We start from the raw sequence: 17,959 nt of genomic DNA on the forward strand, positions 1-17,959 counted from the left end.
GTTGGGGGCCGGGGTGGCCGCCGGGTGCGGGGGAGGGGCGGGCGGCCTTGTCGTCGCCGTCGTCCGCCGGGTCGGGCCCGTCGTCCCGGGCGGCCGGGGCGTCCCCGGGGTCGTCCGCGTCGGCGTCGGGCGCCGGGCTGCCGGGCGGTGCCTGGGCGGTGTCCTTGGGCGGCCGGTGGGTGCCCGGGGCCGAGGCGGGCCGGGCGGGGGCGGATGCCCGGGGGTGCTCCGGGGGCGCGGGCTCTCCGTGCCATACGGCGGTGACCAGGGCGAAGACGGTGGTGGCGGCGAGCAGACCGGTCAGGCCGAGCGCACCGTAGGTCAACCGGCGCACGCTCAGATCGCTGCCGCCGCGGACCGCTTCGGGGGCGGGCGGGGCGACCGGCGGGGTGGCGGCGAGCGCGGTGAGCCGCTCGTGCAGGATCGCGCCCTGGCGTTCCGGTGACCGGGCGGCCAGTTCCAGTTCGGGCATCCGCTCCGCGACCGTCGTCCGGGCGTGGGTCAGCCGACCGGCCGCCGCCCGGATGCTCGCCTCCGCCTCGGCGGCGGTCTCCCGCAGTCCCAGCCCGACGCCGTCGTGGAGCACCAGGGTCCGCCGGTACGGGGCGGGCAGTTCCAGCAGGGCGCCGAGGAGCGCCCGGTCGCCGGGGTCGGCGGGGGGTGGCGCGGGCGCGGTGGGGGTGGGCCGCTCCGCCGTGCGGGTGCCGGTCCGCAGCCCGTGCCACGGCGACAGCGCGTACTCGTGGGCGGCGGCCCGTAGCCACCCGACCGGGTCGCGGTCGACGGCCACCTCGGGCCAGCGCTGCCAGGCCAGCCGGAACGCCCGCTCGACCGCCTCCTGGGCGCGCCGGGGCCGCCCGGTGAGCAGATACGCCTGCCGGATCAGGGGTTCCGCGTGGCGCTCGTAGAGGGCGTCGAACGCGGCGACGGCGGCGGCGCCGGGGTCCTGCGCCGGACCGGGCCCCGCGCCGGTGCGGACGCTGGGCCGGGGCGGGGCGATGGTGACGATCGGGAACTCCATGGTGTCCGCCGGGTCGCCGGTGAGGATCGGCAGCTCGGCGGTGTCGTCGAGGGCGGGATCGGGCGCGGGGCGGGCGCGGTCGGTCGGGGGCTCCGGGGCGGGGCGCGGCTGCCGGTCCTCCGGTGCGGCGCCGGGTGCGGGGCCCTCGGACGCGGCCGGGTCGGGGTTCCGCCGGGTCGGGGGGCGCCGTGGGTGGCGCTCGGGGGGCCGTCGGTCCGGTTGCTGTCGGTTGCGGTGACTCATGCCGTCCTCTCCACGCGTCCCCGGCACTCCGGCGGTACGCGGTACGTGGTGCACAAGGGGCCCGCCGAGCGAAGTGACCTCGGGGGCGGTCAAGGGATGGAGGAATCGAGGAATCGAGGGGTCGTGAATATCCGGACAGAAGACAGTGTGAAAAACCAGATAAGCGGATCATGTGCGACACGTCGGTCATTTGGTCACTACGCGGATGAAACGGGTGTTGTTGGCAGCATGGCGCCGTGAGCCAGCTGACCGACCGTGGCCCCGAAACGTTCCCGCGCGGCCGCCCCGCAGCGCCCCGCCCCGCCCCGCACGGCCCTTCCGTACGCGCCCCCTCCGCGATCGGTGCGGCCTTCTTCGGCGGGGTGACGGCCGCCGGGCTCGGCCTCGGCGCGGTCACCGTCGCGGTCCTCCTGCTCTGGGTCGCCTCGCCCTACCCCGGCGGCGATCCGGCGGAGGCGCTGCACCTCGCCGCCGATCTGTGGCTGCTGGCGCACGGCGCCGATCTGGTCCGCACCGCCGCGCTCACCGGGGCGCCGGTCCCGGTGGCGCTCACCCCGCTGCTGTTCTGCGCACTCCCCGGCTGGCTGCTCCACCGGTCCGCCCACCACCTCCTCGCCGACCCGGGCGACGACGGCTTCGCCCCTGCCCCGTCCGCCTCCTCCGACGCCTCGCCCATCGCCCGGTTGGCGGCGCTGTTCGCCGGATATCTGCTGGTCATCGCCGGTACCGTCGGCTACGCCTCGGCGGGTCCGCTCCGCGTCGACCCGCTCAGCGCCGCGCTCTGGATCCCCGCCGTCGTCGCCGCGACGCTCGCCCTCAGCACCTGGTACGGGTACGGCTGCCCCGGGTGGGACGCGGCGCTGCCGCCCGGCGTGCGTATCCGGCTGGGCGGCGCGCGGGGGACGGCCGTGCGCCGGGCGGCGACCGCCGCCACCCTCGCCCTGCTCGGCTCCGGGGCGGTGCTCACCCTCGCCGGTCTGGTCCTGCACGCCGGGACCGCCCGGCGCGACCTCCTCGTCCTCGCCCCCGACTGGGTCGGCCGCGGCACCGTGCTGCTGCTCTGCCTCGCCCTCCTCCCCAACGCGGCCGTCTGGGGTGCCGCCTACGCCCTGGGGCCCGGCTTCACCACCGGCGCGGGCGCCCTCGCGGCCCCGCTCGGCACCACGGCACCGGCCGTCCTCCCGCACTTCCCGCTCCTCGCCGCCCTCCCCGCACCCGGCCCCGGCACCCCGCTGACCTGGTCCGTCGCCGCCGGTCCGGTCCTCGCGGGGGTGCTGCTGGGCCGGTACGTGGCGCTGGCGGCGGCAGGGGCGGACGCCGGGCGACCCTGGCGGCGCCGGACCACCCTGGGCATGGCCGCGCTCGCCGCCGGGTGCTGTGGCGCCCTCACGGCGGCGCTCGCCGCGCTGGCGGGCGGCGCCCTGGGCACCGGCAGCCTGGCGTTCTTCGGCCCGTCCTGGTGGCTCACCGGCCTCGCCGCCACCGCCTGGACCGCCCTGACCGGCCTCCCCGTCGCCCTCCTGCTACGCGCATGCCGCCTCCACACCCGGCGGAAGCGGAGCGGGGCGCGGGACGGGGCGGAACGCCACCCGTCCCGCGCCCGGCGCCCGGCACGGAAGGCCGCCGGGCCGGAGCGCGTGGCCGTATCACCGGAGTACGTGGCCGTGCCACCGGAGCCTGTGGCCGTACGGCCGGAGCCCACGGCCGAGAAGTCGGACCGTAAGGCCGTCCGGGCGGAGCGCAAGGCCGACCGCAAGGCGGCGAAGGCCGACCGTAAGGCGGCGCGGGTCGACCGTAAGGCCGCCAAGGCGGAGCGCAAGTCCGCCAAAGCGGAGCGCAAGGCGGCGCGGGGTGTGCGGGTGGATGGCGGGCGGCAGGTGCGGGAGCGGGTGGGCGACGACGAGTCCTACGGGCTCGACATCCTGCTCAACCGGTTCGACCCCTGGCACGAGGCGGACGGCGGGGCGGAGTGGGGCCGTTCGGACGGTGGGGTGCCGGAGCGCCGTGGGGAGAACGGTCCGCGGGAGCGGGCCGCGACCGGTGGGGGCGCGGTCGGGGAGAACCGGCGAGCCCCCTGACGCGGCCGCGGAACCGGCGGCGCGTCAGGGGGCTCGGCGCGCTCCCGGGACAACCCGGGGCGGGCGGCTCACCGTCGGGCGGTCACTCCTCCTGGGAGCCCAGCAGCGGGCGGAACTCCTTGGGGAGCAGCTTCTCGCAGGACTTGGCGGAGGCGCGGGTCAGGGCGTCGTCGACGCAGGTGAAGTAGTCGCGGTAGGCGAGCTTCACGAAGAACGTCGCCGCCACCATCAGCAGCGCCAGGGACGCCGCGACCACCCCGCTGACCGCCGCCGTGGTCTGCGGTCGCCGGGCGGAGGTCGGGGCGCCGGTGCCGGTACCGGCGGACGGTGCCGGGCGGCCCTCCATGGCCGCCGTCGTCGCCGCGGCGGACGGCTTCGCGGCGCGCGGCTTGGCACGCAGCGAGCTGATCCCCCAGTAGAGGGCGAGCGCACCGAGCAGCAGCGCCACCTCCGGGAGGCTGAAGAGGGCGAAGAAGAACGCCCACATACCGGCGAGCAGCGCGTACCGGGCGCGCCGCTGGGCCGGGTCGGTCGGGTCCCAGCGCAGTCCGCCGGGGCGCCCCTCGGGGCCGCCCTGTCCGGTCTGTCCGGTGGGGCGCCCGGGGCGGTTGCCGAAGCCGCCGCTCTGACGGCCCGGCTGACGGCTGCTCCACTGGCTGCCCCAGGTCGGCGGGGTGTCCTCACCCTGACCGCCCTCGGGGTGCGAGCCCTGGGAGTCGTCCTGCCCGGCCCGTCGGCGCGGCCGCCACTCCTGGTCCGGAGCGCCCTCGGGCGGCGGCGCGAAGGGGTTGCGCTCCTCCTGACCGGAACCGGAGCCGGAGCCGGAGCCGTTGCCGGAGTCCGTACCGGAGCCGTCGTCAGACCCGGACCCCGTACCGGAGCCGTCATCGGATCCCGTTCCGGATCCCGATCCGGCCCCCGCCCCGGACCCCGACCCCGTCCCGGAGCCGGTCTCCCCGGGCTCTCCCGACCGCAGTGCGAGGCCGGGGCCGAAGGCGGCGGGCGGGCGCGGGGAGAAGGGGGTGGAGGGAGCAACGGCGGCGGAGGAGAGGACGCCCTCTTCCGGCAGGCGGGCCGTCCCGGGGGACGTCGCGGCCAGCGGGAGGAGGGGGGCCGCGCGGCGGCGTCGGTCCGGCATCTGGAGTGAGTCTTCCCTTTGTCTCGGCCGCCCTTCCGGCCCGGGGCCGGGGGGACGAGCACCACGAACTGCGTGCGTTCCTGCGCCTGACGCTACCTCCCGTGCCCGCCCCCGTCCCGTGGGGGCCGCGCGGTGTGCCGGTATCGTTGCTGACGGTCGGCGCCTTCGTAGGGTTCCCCGTATTTACGCGACCCATGGCTTCGTACGACCGCACAAAGGCGCCGGACGGGACCGTCGGGCACCGGCCCGCAGCACCGCACGCCCACCGCACCGCAGCAGCACCACGCGAGAAAGACCCCCACCGTGGATCCCCTTCTCCCCCCGCGCCGCCCGGACGCCCCGGCGTCCCCGGTCCGGCTCGTCGTTCTCGTCTCCGGCTCCGGCACCAACCTCCAGGCGCTGCTGGACGCCATCGAGGAGGCCGGGCCCGCCGCGTACGGCGCGCAGATCGTCGCCGTCGGCGCCGACCGTGCGGCCATCGCCGGTCTGGAGCGTGCCGAGCGCGCCGGGTTGCCGACCTTCGTCCGCGCGGTCCGCGACCACGCCTCCCGTGCCGAGTGGGACGCCGCGCTCACCGCCGCCACCGCCGCGTACGCGCCGGACCTCATCGTCTCCGCCGGGTTCATGAAGATCCTCGGCCCCAAGTTCCTGGCCCGCTTCGGCGGCCGGGTGATCAACACCCACCCCGCCCTGCTGCCCAGTTTTCCCGGGGCCCACGGCGTCCGCGACGCACTCGCGTACGGCGCGAAGGTCACCGGGTGCACCGTCCACTTCGTCGACGAAGGCGTCGACACCGGGCCGATCATCGCGCAGGGCGTGGTGGAGGTCCTGGGCGAGGACGACGAAGCCGCGCTGCACGAGCGCATCAAGGAAGTCGAGCGCACTCTGCTCGTCGAGGTCGTGGGGCGTCTGGCCCGTCACGGCTACCGCATTGAGGGACGAAAGGTACGTATCTCTTGACCGCCACCGCCGAAGACAGCAAGCGACCGATCCGCCGGGCGCTGGTCAGCGTCTACGACAAGTCCGGCCTGGAGGAGCTGGCGCAGGGGCTGCACGCGGCCGGTGTCCAGCTGGTGTCGACCGGCTCGACCGCCGGGAGGATCGCCGCCGCCGGTGTGCCGGTCACCAAGGTCGAGGAGCTGACCGGCTTCCCCGAGTGCCTGGACGGCCGGGTCAAGACGCTGCACCCCAAGGTGCACGCGGGCATCCTCGCCGACCTGCGGCTGACCGAGCACCAGAAGCAGCTGGCCGACCTCGGCGTCGAGCCGTTCGACCTGGTGATCGTGAACCTCTACCCGTTCCGGGAGACCGTCGCCTCCGGCGCCACCCCCGACGAGTGCGTCGAGCAGATCGACATCGGTGGCCCCTCGATGGTCCGCGCCGCCGCCAAGAACCACCCGTCGGTCGCCGTCGTCGTCAACCCCGACCGTTACGACGAGGTCCTCGACGCCGCGTCCCGGGGCGGGTTCGACCTCGCCGACCGCAAGCGGCTCGCCGCCGAGGCGTTCCAGCACACCGCCGCCTACGACGTGGCCGTCGCCTCCTGGTTCGCCGCCGACTACGCCGCCGCCGACGACTCCGGCTTCCCCGACTTCCTCGGCTCCGCGCTGGAGCGCAAGAACGTCCTGCGCTACGGCGAGAACCCGCACCAGGGCGCCGCGCTCTACCTCGACCCGGCCGCGCCGGGCGGCCTCGCCGACGCCGAGCAGCTGCACGGCAAGGAGATGTCGTACAACAACTTCACCGACACGGACGCCGCGCGCCGTGCCGCGTACGACCACGACGAGCCGTGCGTGGCGATCATCAAGCACGCCAACCCCTGCGGCATCGCGATCGGCGCGGATGTCGCCGAGGCGCACCGCAAGGCCCACGAGTGCGACCCGCTCTCCGCGTTCGGCGGCGTCATCGCCGTCAACCGCCCGGTCAGCAAGGCGATGGCCGAGCAGGTCGCGGAGATCTTCACCGAGGTCATCGTGGCGCCCGACTACGAGGACGGCGCGCTGGAGGCGCTGACGCGGAAGAAGAACATCCGGGTGCTGCGGGTGCTCGGCGCCCCGGGGGCGTCCGTCGAGGTCAAGCCGATCGACGGCGGCGCGCTCCTCCAGGTCACCGACTGCCTCCAGGCCGACGGCGACGACCCGGCCCACTGGACGCTGGCCGCCGGTGCCGCGCTGTCCGAGGACGAACTGGCCGAGCTGGCCTTCGCCTGGCGCGCCGGGCGGGCCGTGAAGTCCAACGCGATCCTGCTCGCCAAGGACGGCGCCACCGTCGGCGTCGGCATGGGCCAGGTCAACCGCGTCGACTCCGCCAAGCTCGCCGTGCAGCGCGCGGGCGAGGAGCGGGCGCGGGGCGCGTACGCCGCCTCCGACGCCTTCTTCCCCTTCCCCGACGGCTTCGAGGTGCTGGCCGAGGCGGGCGTCAGGGCCGTGGCGCAGCCCGGCGGTTCGATCCGCGACGAGCAGGTCGTCGAGGCCGCCGAGAAGGCGGGCGTGACGATGTACTTCACCGGGACGCGGCACTTCTTCCACTGAGCCGGACCCGTACGGGCCGCGTCTCCCCTGCGGAGGCGCGGCCCGCGTGCGTCACGCGGAAGCATGACGAACGGTCACCGTGGGGCGGCGGGACGAGCCGTTGGCGCCGGACGGCCCGCAGGCCCCCTCCCGTATCGGTGGGAGGGGGCCTGCGGGGAGCGGGGAGCCGTCAGTAGCGCGGGCGGTTGAACCACGCCTTGGCGTCCTCCTTGGAGCTGAAGACGATGATCATGACGCCCAGCACGGAGTGGACCAGGCCGAACGGGAAGACGCAGAAGCTGACGACCAGGGTCGCCGCGCCGAAGACGGCGGCGCCGATCCGGACGCCGTTGCCGCCGCTCGCGAACTGCAGCGCCAGCACGACGGCCAGCACCGTGAAGATCGCGATGAACACGATCAGGACGATCAGCAGGCCCTTGCCGAGGTTGGCCGCGGCGTGGTTGTCGTCCGTGAGCGCGCTCTTCGCCGCCTTGCTCACCGCGCCGAGCCCGGTCACCGCCAGGCACAGACCGATGAGGTTCAGCCCGGCGAGCACGAACAGCAGCACCCGGGCGGCCTTCAGCCCGCCGGGCATCCGGGTGGGCGGCGGCTGCATCCCGCCGGGCGGCATCCCGCCGCCCGGGTAGGGCCCGTAGGGGGCGGGCGGCTGCGGGGGGAAGCCGTAGCCCGGCTGGGGGGCGGACGGCTGGCTGTAGGGGTTCTGGTTCGGGTAACTCACGGGCGCTGTCCTTCAGGCGGGAGGGCCGGATGTCCGGGGCGCGGTGGCCGGGTCCCGGGCGCCGCGAAGGCCCCCGGCCGCGGGGCGGCGAGGGCCTTCGGGACGACGCGGGGAGCGGCCCCGCACCGACTCACTGGGTCTTGACGACGACCGAGCTGACGATCTTGTCGGCGAAGGTCTGGGACTTCTCGTCCCACAGCGGCCACAGGTAGCCCAGGCTGCACAGCATGCTGTCCACGGCGTGGCAGATCTTCCGGAGGAAGGCCATGCCGAAGCCGAGCGGCTGGCCGGTGGCCTCGCTGACGAGCCGGATGTTCAGCGCCTTCTTGCCGGGCGTCTGACCGGTGCTGCCCTCCTTGGCGATCAGGAAGATGCCACCGGCGGCTCCGGCCACGATTGCCAGGACGATCAGCAGGATCGCGAAGATCGGCATACCGGTGGAGGCGGAGTTGATCGCGTCGCTGCGGCACTGGAAGTCGTCCTGCGCACAGGAGTCGACGCTCGACTGCACCGAGCTGGCGGACGAGGCGCCGACGATGATCGCGATGATGTAGAGGATCATCGGCACGACACCGATGATCAGGCCGTCGATCAGGTACGCGCCGACGCGGGCGCCCCAGCTCGCGTAGCCCGTGGGCATACCGGGCATCCCGCCCTGCGGGTAACCGCCCTGCTGGGGGTAGCCGTAACCCTGCTGCGGCGCCTGCTGCTGCGGGTACCCGTAGGGCTGCTGCTGGGGAGCGGCGGGCTGCTGCTGCGGGTAGCCGTAACCGGGCTGGCCGCCCTGCGGCGGGACCGGCGGCTGCTGGCCGTAAGGGGCCTGCTGCGGCTGCTGGCCGTACGGGTTGTTCGGGTCGCCGAAGCTCATGTGGTGTTTTCCTCCGTTGGGTCAGTGGGGGACGACGCGGCGCGACTTCGGAGGAATACAGGTTGTTTCACTTGGCTTGCCCCCGATGATGCCTGCGGCACTGGCCGACAATCCTTCTAGCTGTCGATGAACGTTGTCCAGTCGCGGCGGGAAGGTGTTGTGCAAGTGCAATGATCAAATTCCGTTTTTCGGGCACCGACCGGCCCTGACCGGGGACGACGGGCCCTGATTGGAACGCGGGCGCCTCCATCCGGGAGGATGGGGGTATGAGCGCCCAGATTCTCGATGGCAAGGCCACCGCCGCCGCGATCAAGTCCGAACTGTCCGCGCGGGTGGAAGCGCTGAAGGCCAAGGGCGTGCAGCCCGGTCTCGGCACCGTCCTGGTCGGCGACGACCCCGGCAGCCGCTGGTACGTCAACGGCAAGCACCGCGACTGCGCGCAGGTCGGCATCGCCTCCCTCCAGCGCGAGCTGCCGGAGACGGCCACGCAGGAGGAGATCGAGGCGGTCGTCCAGGAGCTCAACGACAACCCCGAGTGCACCGGCTACATCGTTCAACTGCCGCTCCCCAAGGGCATCGACACCAACCGCATCCTCGCGCTGATGGACCCGGCCAAGGACGCCGACGGGCTGCACCCGATGAGCCTGGGCAAGCTCGTCCTCGGCGAGACCGGCCCGCTGCCCTGCACCCCGTACGCCATCGTGGAGCTGCTGCGCCGCCACGGCGTGCAGATCAACGGCGCGCATGTCGTCGTGGTCGGCCGCGGCATCACCATCGGGCGCCCGATGCCGCTGGTGCTCACCCGTAAGTCGGAGAACGCCACGGTCACGCAGTGCCACACCGGCACCCGTGACCTCGCCGCGCACCTCAAGCAGGCGGACATCATCGTCGCCGCCGCCGGTGTGCCGCACCTGGTCAAGCCCGAGGACGTCAAGCCGGGTGCGGCCGTCCTCGACGTCGGCGTCAGCCGGGACGAGAACGGCAAGATCGTCGGCGATGTGCACCCCGGCGTCGCCGAGGTCGCCGGGTGGGTCGCCCCGAACCCGGGCGGCGTCGGCCCGATGACCCGCGCCCAGCTGCTGGTCAACGTCGTCGAGGCGGCCGAGCGCGCGGCCGGCTGACCCCCACGACCGAGGACGACGGACGGCACGACGATGAACACGGAGGGACAGGCGGCCATGGGCGAGGCAGCACGACCGGACGGCGCGTCCGGACCCCGGCGCCTGACGCGCCGCTTCCCGCAGCTGACGAGGGACACCGCACGCCCGCAGGGCGGCGGCCGGGCGGCGCCGGGCGGCTCCCCGGCACCGGCCCGGCAGTGGCCGCTGCTGTCGGTGATGGGCGGCGTCGGGCTCGGGCTGCTGCTGGTCGCGGTGGACGTGTTCCGGCTGGGCGCGATCGTCATCGGGCTGGCCCTGCTGGGCGGCGCCGCACTGCGCTGGGCGCTGCCCGAGGTCGGCATGCTAGCGGTGCGCTCCCGCTTCACGGACATGCTGACCTACGGCGTGCTGGGCTTCGTGATCGTGATCCTGGCCCTGATGGTGCAGCCCAAGCCGTGGCTCCATCTGCCGTTCCTCGATGATCTGGTGCATTTGACGGTGCGGTAGGTGGCGGTGGGGGCGGCGGTTGGCTGACCGGGGGGTCGGCCGAGCGGCCGTTCCGGAGCTGACTGTTGGTGTGTGGCGGGGCGCTCTTCCCTTCGGGGAGGGCGCCCCGCTTTTTGTGTGCGGGGTGTTGGGGGTGGGGCGGGGCCAGGGGGTGGCGCCGGAATGTTCAGGAAAGCTTCCTGATTGCTTGCCGGAATGCGTCCCGGAATGCCGTCCCGGATTGTCTTCCCTCTTGCGTCCCGGAGTTGCGTCCCCGGGAAGGGCGTCGGCGGGCGGCGGGCCGCGGGGCGGGATCGGCGCGGGTCCGGGAGGGAGCGCGGAGCGCGGGCGTGTGGGGCCCCGAACGCGCCGGGAAGGCCCTCACCGCCCCCGTTTCCGCCGCTCACCCGGCGCGGAAATCTTGGTATTTGTAGGCAGATGGAGGCGCCTCCTTGCCGGGAGACACCGCATGCCTGTGGGGTGAACATGGCGCGTTGGCAGGAACTGCCCGTCCCTCCGGACCATCGGGTACGACGACTCGCGGCCCGGATACGGACGCTCAAGGACCACAGCGGGCTGAGCCTCACCGCGCTCGCCGCGCGCACCCCGTACAGCCGCGCCTCCTGGGTGCGCTACCTCAACGCCGAGCAACTGCCGCCGCGCGACGCCGTGGAGGCGCTGGCGCGGGTGTGCGGGGTCGATCCCACCGGGCCGCTGGTCCTGTGGCGGGCGGCGGCCGAGGCGTGGGAGGAGCGGCGCGCGCAGCCGGGCGTCCGCCACCCGGCGCCGGGCCGCCCCCGGGTGCCCGCCCAACTGCCCCGCCCCGGGGCGCCGCGGCCGGTCCACGGCGGTGAGGACGGCGGCGACGGCGGTGTCCGGCCCAAGGTGGTCGGGGTGCTGGGCGGCGTGGTGCTGGCCACCTTCGTCGCCGGGCTGCTGGCGGGCCGCCCCTGGCTGGGCCCGGAACCGGCCGATGCGCTCCAGGGCGTGTTCACCGTCCGCCGCGGACAGGAGCGCGGCTGCGCGGTGAACCGCAGCGGCGGCTTCCTGCACGCCGGGCACAGCCGTACCGACGCCCGGCTGCTGGACGTCAGCAGCACCGGCTGGGAGGTCGTCGAGGCGCAGTGCCTGCTGCGCCACCGCGGCTACGAACCGGGCGCCGCCGACGGCGTCTACGGCCCGCGGACCAAGCGGGCGGCCCGCGCCTTCCAGCGGGCGTCCGGGCTGACCCCGGACGGCGTCGTCGGGCCCGACACCTGGGGGGCGTTGCGCCGATGAGCCGGGCCCGCGCCCCGCACCGGACCGTGGCCTACGGGTCCGCCGGAGCGGGGCGGTGCCCGAGGACGGCGTACCGGCGGGAGGCGCGTGCGGTGCGTCGTCCGGCGGTGCGTCCGGAGAGGGGCCCGGCGCCGCGTCCGGTGCGGCGCCGGACCCCTCGGCGGGGCCGGGGTCGGGCCCGGCCCCGGGGCCCGGCCGTGGAGGGCACGGCCGGGCCCGCGGCCGGGGCCGGATCCCGTAAGGGGCCCGAAGTGGCGTGCCCCGCGGCCGGGTTGGGGAGTGCCCCGATCCGGTAGGGAACCCGTAGGGGAACGGCGCGCCCGGAGATCGTGGGCGCCGGGGGCGTGCGCGGGGAGCGGGGGCGCCTGGTTCGATGGGGCGGGGGATCTGATGGTTGGCCGGGGCCGGTGGGCGGCCCGGGGACGGACGGCGACCGTACGGCGCGACGCAGCGTACGGGGGAGAGGGGACGGCATGCCGCGCTGGCGGGCGCTTCCGGAGGAACTGGACCCGGAGATCAGGGAGTTCGTCCGGCAGTTGCGCGGGGTGGTGGACCGCGCCGGGCTGAGCGTGTCCGACGTCGCGGAGCGGACCGGCATCCCCCGCGCCGACTGGGTGCGCCACCTCGACGGTCGGCAGCCACCGCCGCGCGCCGCGGTCGCCGCGCTCGCCCGGGTCGCCGGGGTGCCCGCCGCGCAGCTGACCGCCATGGGGGACGGCGCCGCGGCGGCCTGGCGGCGCCGGGCGGAGCGCGGCGACGGCCCGCCCGGGGCGCCCGGTGACGGCGCGAAGGCCGGGCGCCGCCGCCGGGCCGTGCTGGCGGCGGGCGCGGGCGGCGCGCTGCTGCTGGTGGCCGCCGCGGTGCTGCTGGCCCGGCCCGGGAGCAGCGACGCGGCGCCCCGGACGCCCGCGTCCGTACGGTCGGCGGAGCGGAGCGCGGGCCCCGTCCCGCCGCCGGGCGTCCGGTGCACGGCCGACGGCTGCATGGGGCGCGACCCGGAGATGTCCGGCTGCGCGGCGAAGGCGGTCACCACCGCCCGGGGCACGGCGGGCGACGTCCTGATCGAGGTCCGCTACAGCGCCGACTGCCGCGCCGCCTGGGCCTGGATGGTGGGCGCCGACCCCGGCAGCCAGGTCAGCGTCAGCGCCCACGGCCACAGCGCCCGCGCCACCACGGGCCGCAGCGGCGGCGCCACCACCCCGATGGTCACCGTCCCGGGCACCCCCGGCACGGCCACCGCCTGCGGCACCACCGCCCGCGGCGCCCAGGGATGCGCCCAGCCCCTCGCCACACCGGTACCGGTGCGGTCACCGGGCGCCGGGGCGTAGGGCGCGTCCCCCAGGGGGCACACCGCCGCACCCGCCCGCCCCGCTCCGGGAACCCGTACGGGCACACGCCTCTCCCGGGGCGCGCCCCCGTAGGACGTATCCCGTAGGGCGCTCCCCGTACGGGCCCCCGGCGCCCCGCTCCCCTACGGATCGCCCCCGGGGCAACCGGAGGCCGCCGTATCCCAGCCGACCCACACACCCCTGGCAACACATCAGGAACCGGCGGCTCCGTGACGGTTCCCCAGGTGCCGGCGGTGTGCGGCCGTTCGCGGGGGCGGGGCGGGCCCCCGGTGAACTGGCCGGTAATCGCCGACGGGCCCCTGGTGGCGGGTACCGCGGGGCATGTCACCGCCCATCGAGGGCAGGCGGACAGCAACCCCCCACGGGTGTGTCCGACCCGGCGGCCGCCCGCGCCCCTCCTCCAGCGGGCGGCCGCCGCGTCGTACGGCCGGGGCGCGGCACACCCGGCACCACGCGCCCCGCGCCGCCCCCGTACGGGACGGCTCCGACAGCCGCCACTGCCCCCGTACGGGACGGCCCGGGGCGGACCCGGAGTCCCGTACGGACCGCCGTCGGGCCCGGTCCCGGCGCTCCCGGTGAGCCGCGCCACACCGGCCCGTCGTCAGGGCCGGGGCGGGGTCCGATAGCCTGGCGGACAGGTCTCTCGATACCAAGAGACTCGTCGAGAGTCGTCGATGAGACCCGAAAACGGGCAGACACCCACCGCCACCCAAGGTGGACCGGGGCTTGCCCCCGGAACACATCGCGCAGGAGATCGCCATGACCCGCACTCCCGTCAATGTCACCGTCACCGGCGCCGCCGGCCAGATCGGTTACGCCCTCCTCTTCCGCATCGCCTCCGGTCACCTGCTCGGCGCGGACGTGCCGGTCAAGCTGCGCCTCCTGGAGATCCCGCAGGGCCTGAAGGCCGCCGAGGGCACCGCCATGGAGCTGGACGACTGTGCCTTCCCGCTGCTCCGGGGCATCGACATCTCGGACGACCCGAACGTCGCCTTCGACGGCGCCAACGTCGCCCTCCTCGTCGGCGCCCGCCCCCGTACCAAGGGCATGGAGCGCGGCGACCTGCTGGAGGCCAACGGCGGCATCTTCAAGCCGCAGGGCAAGGCCATCAACGACCACGCCGCGGACGACATCAAGGTCCTCGTCGTCGGCAACCCGGCCAACACCAACGCCCTCATCGCCCAGGCGGCCGCGCCGGACGTGCCGCGGGAGCGCTTCACCGCGATGACCCGCCTCGACCACAACCGTGCGCTCTCGCAGCTCTCGAAGAAGACCGGCGCCCCGGTCTCCGAGATCCGCAAGCTCACGATCTGGGGCAACCACTCCGCCACCCAGTACCCCGACATCTTCCACGCCGAGGTGGCCGGCAAGAACGCCGCCGAGGCCGTGAACGACCAGGCGTGGCTGGCCGACGACTTCATCCCGACCGTCGCCAAGCGCGGTGCGGCGATCATCGACGCCCGTGGCGCCTCCTCCGCCGCCTCCGCCGCCAACGCCGCCATCGACCACGTCCACACCTGGGTCAACGGCACCGCCGACGGCGACTGGACCTCCATGGGCATCCCCTCGGACGGCTCCTACGGCGTCCCCGAGGGCCTCATCTCGTCCTTCCCCGTCACCACCAAGGACGGCAAGTACGAGATCGTCCAGGGCCTGGAGATCAACGAGTTCTCCCGTACGCGCATCGACGCCTCCGTCAAGGAGCTGTCGGAGGAGCGCGACGCCGTCCGCGGTCTCGGCCTGCTCTGATCCGCGCCGCCGGTGGCCGACCGCCCCGGCGTACGCACCCGGCGCACGGCCACGGGCCCGCGCGGTCCCAACGGATCGCGCGGGCCCGGCCGTTGCGCCGTCCGCGCCCGGGAACACGCTGGCCGGAAAGCGGCCGCCTCCCCTATGCTGCCGCTCCGTAGACCGCGCGGCGGAGGGGCTGTTCAGGGCCCGGGTCTCGGTTCCGGACCGCGCTTGGGGGGAAGAGCGGTGAGTCAGACGAACGTGCCTGCCCAGCCGGGCGACAGCGACCGGACATCCTTCGACAAGGGGACGGCCACGCCGCCTCCGCCCCCGGGGGCGCCGCCGCCCGCCTCCGTCCCGCCCGCCGCCAGCGAGGCCACCCGCCTGCTGTGCGCCGGTACCTACCTCGACGGCGGCTACCGCGACGCCGTCATCGAGGAGCTGTACCTCCACGAGGAGCGGTTCGCCGCGCCCTCCCTGGGCATCGACGCCGCCCGCGTCCTCGCCCACGCGCTCCGCGCCCGCCGCACCGAGCTGGGCTGGGCCGCCGCCCTCGTCGGCCTGTGGCTCGCCTCCGTCCCGCTCTCGTACGGCCTGACGCTGTTCTATGCCTGGCCCGTACTGCTCCTGGGGCTGAGCCGGTTGGTCCGGCGGCTGCCGCTGCCGTACTGGCTGGCGGCGGGCGCCGCCTTCATGTTCCGCTGGTACGGGCGGCTCTGCGGCGCGGTGATCGTGGTGTTCGTGGTGGCCGGGGTGTTCGGCGCCACCGCGTCCCTGGTGGAGTGGGTCCTCCCGTGGTCGTCCGGCAGCAGCTACTCCACCTTCGGGTACGAGGGCGCCGAGACGAGCGGCTGGACCGACTCCGGTGCCTTCGACGACGGTTCCTCGTCCGGCTCCGGCGTCTTCGCCCTGTGGGTCACGCTGGCACTGCCGTTCGCGGTCACCGCGCTCGTCGCCCTCCAGCGGCGCCGGACCGCCCGCGTCCTCCAGGAGGAGCTGTCCCGCACCCGCTTCCCCGACCTGCACCGCGACCCGGCCGAGGCGCACACCGGCGAACGCTTCCAGCGGCTGCGCGAGCGGATCCGCACCGAACAGCACGGTCAGTTGGTGATGTACCGGCCCGGCGACCCGTTCCGCGGCGCCGGGGAGGCGTACGGCACCTGGTCGCTTTCGGTGGAGCTGCGGCCCCGTAAGGACGCCGAGGTCCGGCCGCTGGACAACGCCGCGTTCCTGGAGCGCATCGTCCCGCTGGTCGAGGCGCTCCGGGTGCCCTCGGTGCACCGCACCCCGCAGGCCAGGGCCGCGGTCCGGGACCGGCTGCGGGAGCTGGAGACCGACGAGTGCGTCTTCCTCCCGGCGGACGGCATCCCGGCGCGCGCCCTGGCCCCGTACGCCCCCGCGGAGCTGGCCCGGCACCGTGCCGAGGCGGTCGAGGAAGGCGGCGAGACCCGCCGCCACTTCCTGCGCATACGGATCGGCGGCTGGCACGAGGGCGTGGTGACCACGGTCTTCGTCCGGGTCCACACCCAGGGCGGGATGCTGATGCTGGAGGTGGCGCCGCATGTGCTGTGGCCGGTGCGGCAGCAGTTCCAGGACGCCGACCGCTTCGCCCACCAGGAGGCGCACCTCCACCCGGTCGTCCGGGCGCTCCGGGCGCTGATCGACACCCCGCGCGCCGGGGGGCGTGCGGTCGTCACCCTCGCGCGGGGGCTGCGCTCGGTGTGGCGGCTGGCCACCGGCGGCCATGCGGCCGCGCTGCCCGAGGGCCCGGGCCTCGCGGTGCGGGAACTGGGCTCGTACGGCGAGGCGTCGCTCTTCCAGGGCATGGACGCCGCCCGGTACCTCAAGACCGTCCAGCAGCGGGTCACCGCCGGGGTGACCACCACGCTGCGGGAGGCCGGGTACGTCACCGAGGAGTTCGAACAGCGCGTGGTCAACGTCGCCGAGGGCGGCGTCTACATCGAGTCCGCCCAGGGAGCGGTGGGCATCGGCGACCACAACACCGTCACCCACAACGACCGGCGCGGTGGCGCGCCCACGGAAGGGGCCACACGTGGCAACCACTGACGACCAGGGCAGGAACATCCGGATCGGCACGAACAGCGGGGTCGTCTCCGTCGGCGACCACAACAACGTCGTCCAGAACAGCGGCGCGGGCCCGGCCCCCGACCCGGCGCACGCGGAGCTGCTGCGCGCCGTCGGGGAACTGCGCCAGGACCTCGCCCGCATGGTGGCGAACCCGCAGGTCCAAGCGTTGGACGGGGAGTTGGCGGACGCCGAGACGGAGATCGTGACACAGGGCGCGGCGGGCCGCGGGCGCCTGGACCGGCTGCGGGCCGCGCTCACCGACGCCGGTTCCGTCGTCGGCCTGCTGGCCTCCGGAGCGGCCGTCGCCGAGGCCGTCGCCGGGTTGGTGGGCGGATGACCGCACACGGCGGTGGTGCCGCCCGTTGGAACAGCGAGACACAGCAGTGGGACGACGGTGCGCCGCCGCCCGCGGCGTACACCGGACCGCCGCCGCCCCGCCCGGCGTGGACCCCGGGGACGGCCCCGGCCACCCCGCCGTCCGCACCGGCGGGCGGCGAGGCACCGGCCGCCGCCCCCGCGCCCCCGGCCGCCCCGCCCGCGGCCACCCCGGAGGGCGCCGCGCCCGCCGCCCCGGAACCCGCTCCGTACGCGGGTCAGGCCGCGCTGGACGCGCTTCCGGGGAGCCTGGCGTGGGACGAGCGGCCGACGGTCGCCGGGCGCCGCTCCTCGCGCCGGACCGCCGCACTGGCGGCGGGCGCCGCGGTCGCCGTCATCGGGCTGGGCTTCGGCGGCGGCTGGCTGCTGTGGGGCCGGACCGGCGCGCCCGCCGCGAAGCCCGCCGGGCCCACCACGGCGGCGAGCAGCCGGACGTCGTACCCGGAGCTGCCCGCGGAACCGACGGAGCCGACGCCGACCGGCACCGGTCTGCCCGAGGGCTTCCACCTCGTCCACAACACCGAGAAGGACTTCACCCTCGCCGTGCCGCAGGACTGGCAGCACGACTCCCGTACGGACGGTGAGTTCTACACCTCGCCGGACGAGCGCGGGCTGGTGCAGGTCTTCGAGATACGCGAGCCGGACGAGACGCCCCGCCACTCCCTGGCGACCGCCGCGAAGAACCTGTCGGGCAACCCCGGCTACACCGAGATCGAGCGCGGCGACTTCGGCGCGGGCGCGCCCTCACCGGACGCCGCCAAGCTGGTCTACGCGTACGACAGCGCCCAACTGGGCGAGCGGGTGCAGGTGGTGGACTGTGCGTTCAGCACCGACGACGGACGGCAGTTCGCGGTGCTGGTGCGCGGCCCCGCCACCGACTGGCCGCAGCAGGAGACCACGCTCCACGCCGCGCTCGGCGCGTTCGTGCCGCATGCGTGAGGGCGGGACGCGCGCC

Annotated in this window: 15 protein-coding genes; 11 read left to right on the top strand and 4 right to left on the bottom strand. The window is 75.3% G+C overall.

The features are described from left to right. Positions 1-1,264: SigE family RNA polymerase sigma factor (locus IF23_RS32300; RefSeq protein WP_051739975.1), on the bottom strand; the 1,264-nt coding region annotated here is incomplete at its 3' end. Between the two features lie 236 nt (positions 1,265-1,500). Here IF23_RS32300 and IF23_RS34260 point away from each other — a divergent pair. Next, a complete protein-coding gene (locus tag IF23_RS34260; RefSeq protein WP_051739976.1) occupies positions 1,501-3,342 on the top strand; it encodes a cell division protein PerM in 1,842 nt (613 codons plus the stop codon). A gap of 82 nt (positions 3,343-3,424) precedes the next feature. Here the strand turns inward: IF23_RS34260 and IF23_RS31710 are convergent, their stop codons facing one another. After that, a complete protein-coding gene (locus tag IF23_RS31710) occupies positions 3,425-4,480 on the bottom strand; it encodes a hypothetical protein (RefSeq protein ID WP_037680184.1) in 1,056 nt (351 codons plus the stop codon). 303 nt (positions 4,481-4,783) lie between these two features. Between IF23_RS31710 and purN the strand changes: the two genes are divergently transcribed. Together purN and purH are read left to right on the top strand one after the other, a co-directional pair. Beyond that, positions 4,784-5,440 (top strand): phosphoribosylglycinamide formyltransferase, encoded by a 657-nt coding sequence (gene purN / locus IF23_RS0129250; RefSeq protein WP_030289028.1) that lies wholly within the window; start codon positions 4,784-4,786, stop codon positions 5,438-5,440. Continuing rightward, positions 5,437-7,011 (top strand): bifunctional phosphoribosylaminoimidazolecarboxamide formyltransferase/IMP cyclohydrolase, encoded by a 1,575-nt coding sequence (purH, locus tag IF23_RS0129255; RefSeq protein ID WP_030289029.1) that lies wholly within the window; start codon positions 5,437-5,439, stop codon positions 7,009-7,011. Before purN ends, purH begins: the two co-directional genes overlap by 4 nt. A gap of 169 nt (positions 7,012-7,180) precedes the next feature. On the opposite strand, the gene IF23_RS0129260 is transcribed toward purH, so the two are convergent. Further along, complete coding sequence (locus IF23_RS0129260) at positions 7,181-7,729, bottom strand: hypothetical protein (protein WP_030289030.1); 549 nt, start codon at positions 7,727-7,729, stop codon at positions 7,181-7,183. Positions 7,730-7,859: 130 nt separating this feature from the next. Beyond that, entirely contained in the window at positions 7,860-8,597 is a 738-nt protein-coding gene (locus IF23_RS0129265) for an RDD family protein (RefSeq protein ID WP_030289031.1), read from the bottom strand. 266 nt (positions 8,598-8,863) lie between these two features. Between IF23_RS0129265 and IF23_RS0129270 the strand changes: the two genes are divergently transcribed. From IF23_RS0129270 to IF23_RS35250, 8 genes are all read left to right on the top strand, one after another. Continuing rightward, positions 8,864-9,718: a bifunctional methylenetetrahydrofolate dehydrogenase/methenyltetrahydrofolate cyclohydrolase gene (locus tag IF23_RS0129270; protein WP_030289036.1), complete on the top strand. Its 855-nt coding sequence runs from the start codon at positions 8,864-8,866 to the stop codon at positions 9,716-9,718. 33 nt (positions 9,719-9,751) lie between these two features. Then, on the top strand, positions 9,752-10,204 hold the full coding sequence (locus tag IF23_RS0129275) for a DUF3017 domain-containing protein (protein WP_245655154.1): 453 nt from the start codon (positions 9,752-9,754) through the stop codon (positions 10,202-10,204). A 465-nt stretch (positions 10,205-10,669) separates the two neighbouring features. Next, entirely contained in the window at positions 10,670-11,461 is a 792-nt protein-coding gene (locus IF23_RS35490) for a peptidoglycan-binding protein (protein WP_030289040.1), read from the top strand. Positions 11,462-11,934: 473 nt separating this feature from the next. Continuing rightward, positions 11,935-12,789: a DUF2690 domain-containing protein gene (locus IF23_RS31715; protein WP_030289042.1), complete on the top strand. Its 855-nt coding sequence runs from the start codon at positions 11,935-11,937 to the stop codon at positions 12,787-12,789. 780 nt (positions 12,790-13,569) lie between these two features. After that, positions 13,570-14,559 carry a malate dehydrogenase gene (locus tag IF23_RS0129290; protein ID WP_030289044.1) on the top strand — a complete coding sequence of 330 codons (990 nt, stop codon included), beginning with the start codon at positions 13,570-13,572 and terminating at the stop codon, positions 14,557-14,559. 228 nt (positions 14,560-14,787) lie between these two features. Then, positions 14,788-16,608 carry a hypothetical protein gene (locus tag IF23_RS0129295; protein ID WP_037680186.1) on the top strand — a complete coding sequence of 607 codons (1,821 nt, stop codon included), beginning with the start codon at positions 14,788-14,790 and terminating at the stop codon, positions 16,606-16,608. Then, positions 16,595-16,966, top strand: coding sequence for a hypothetical protein (locus IF23_RS0129300; RefSeq protein WP_030289047.1), 372 nt, complete (start codon positions 16,595-16,597; stop codon positions 16,964-16,966). The genes IF23_RS0129295 and IF23_RS0129300 overlap by 14 nt, the downstream gene beginning before the upstream one ends. Next, on the top strand, positions 16,963-17,943 hold the full coding sequence (locus tag IF23_RS35250; protein WP_030289050.1) for a hypothetical protein: 981 nt from the start codon (positions 16,963-16,965) through the stop codon (positions 17,941-17,943). Before IF23_RS0129300 ends, IF23_RS35250 begins: the two co-directional genes overlap by 4 nt. Positions 17,944-17,959 lie beyond the last annotated feature (16 nt).

This window comes from Streptomyces catenulae (genome assembly GCF_000718015.1).
In the GTDB taxonomy this organism is placed as follows: Bacteria; Actinomycetota; Actinomycetes; order Streptomycetales; family Streptomycetaceae; genus Streptomyces; species Streptomyces catenulae.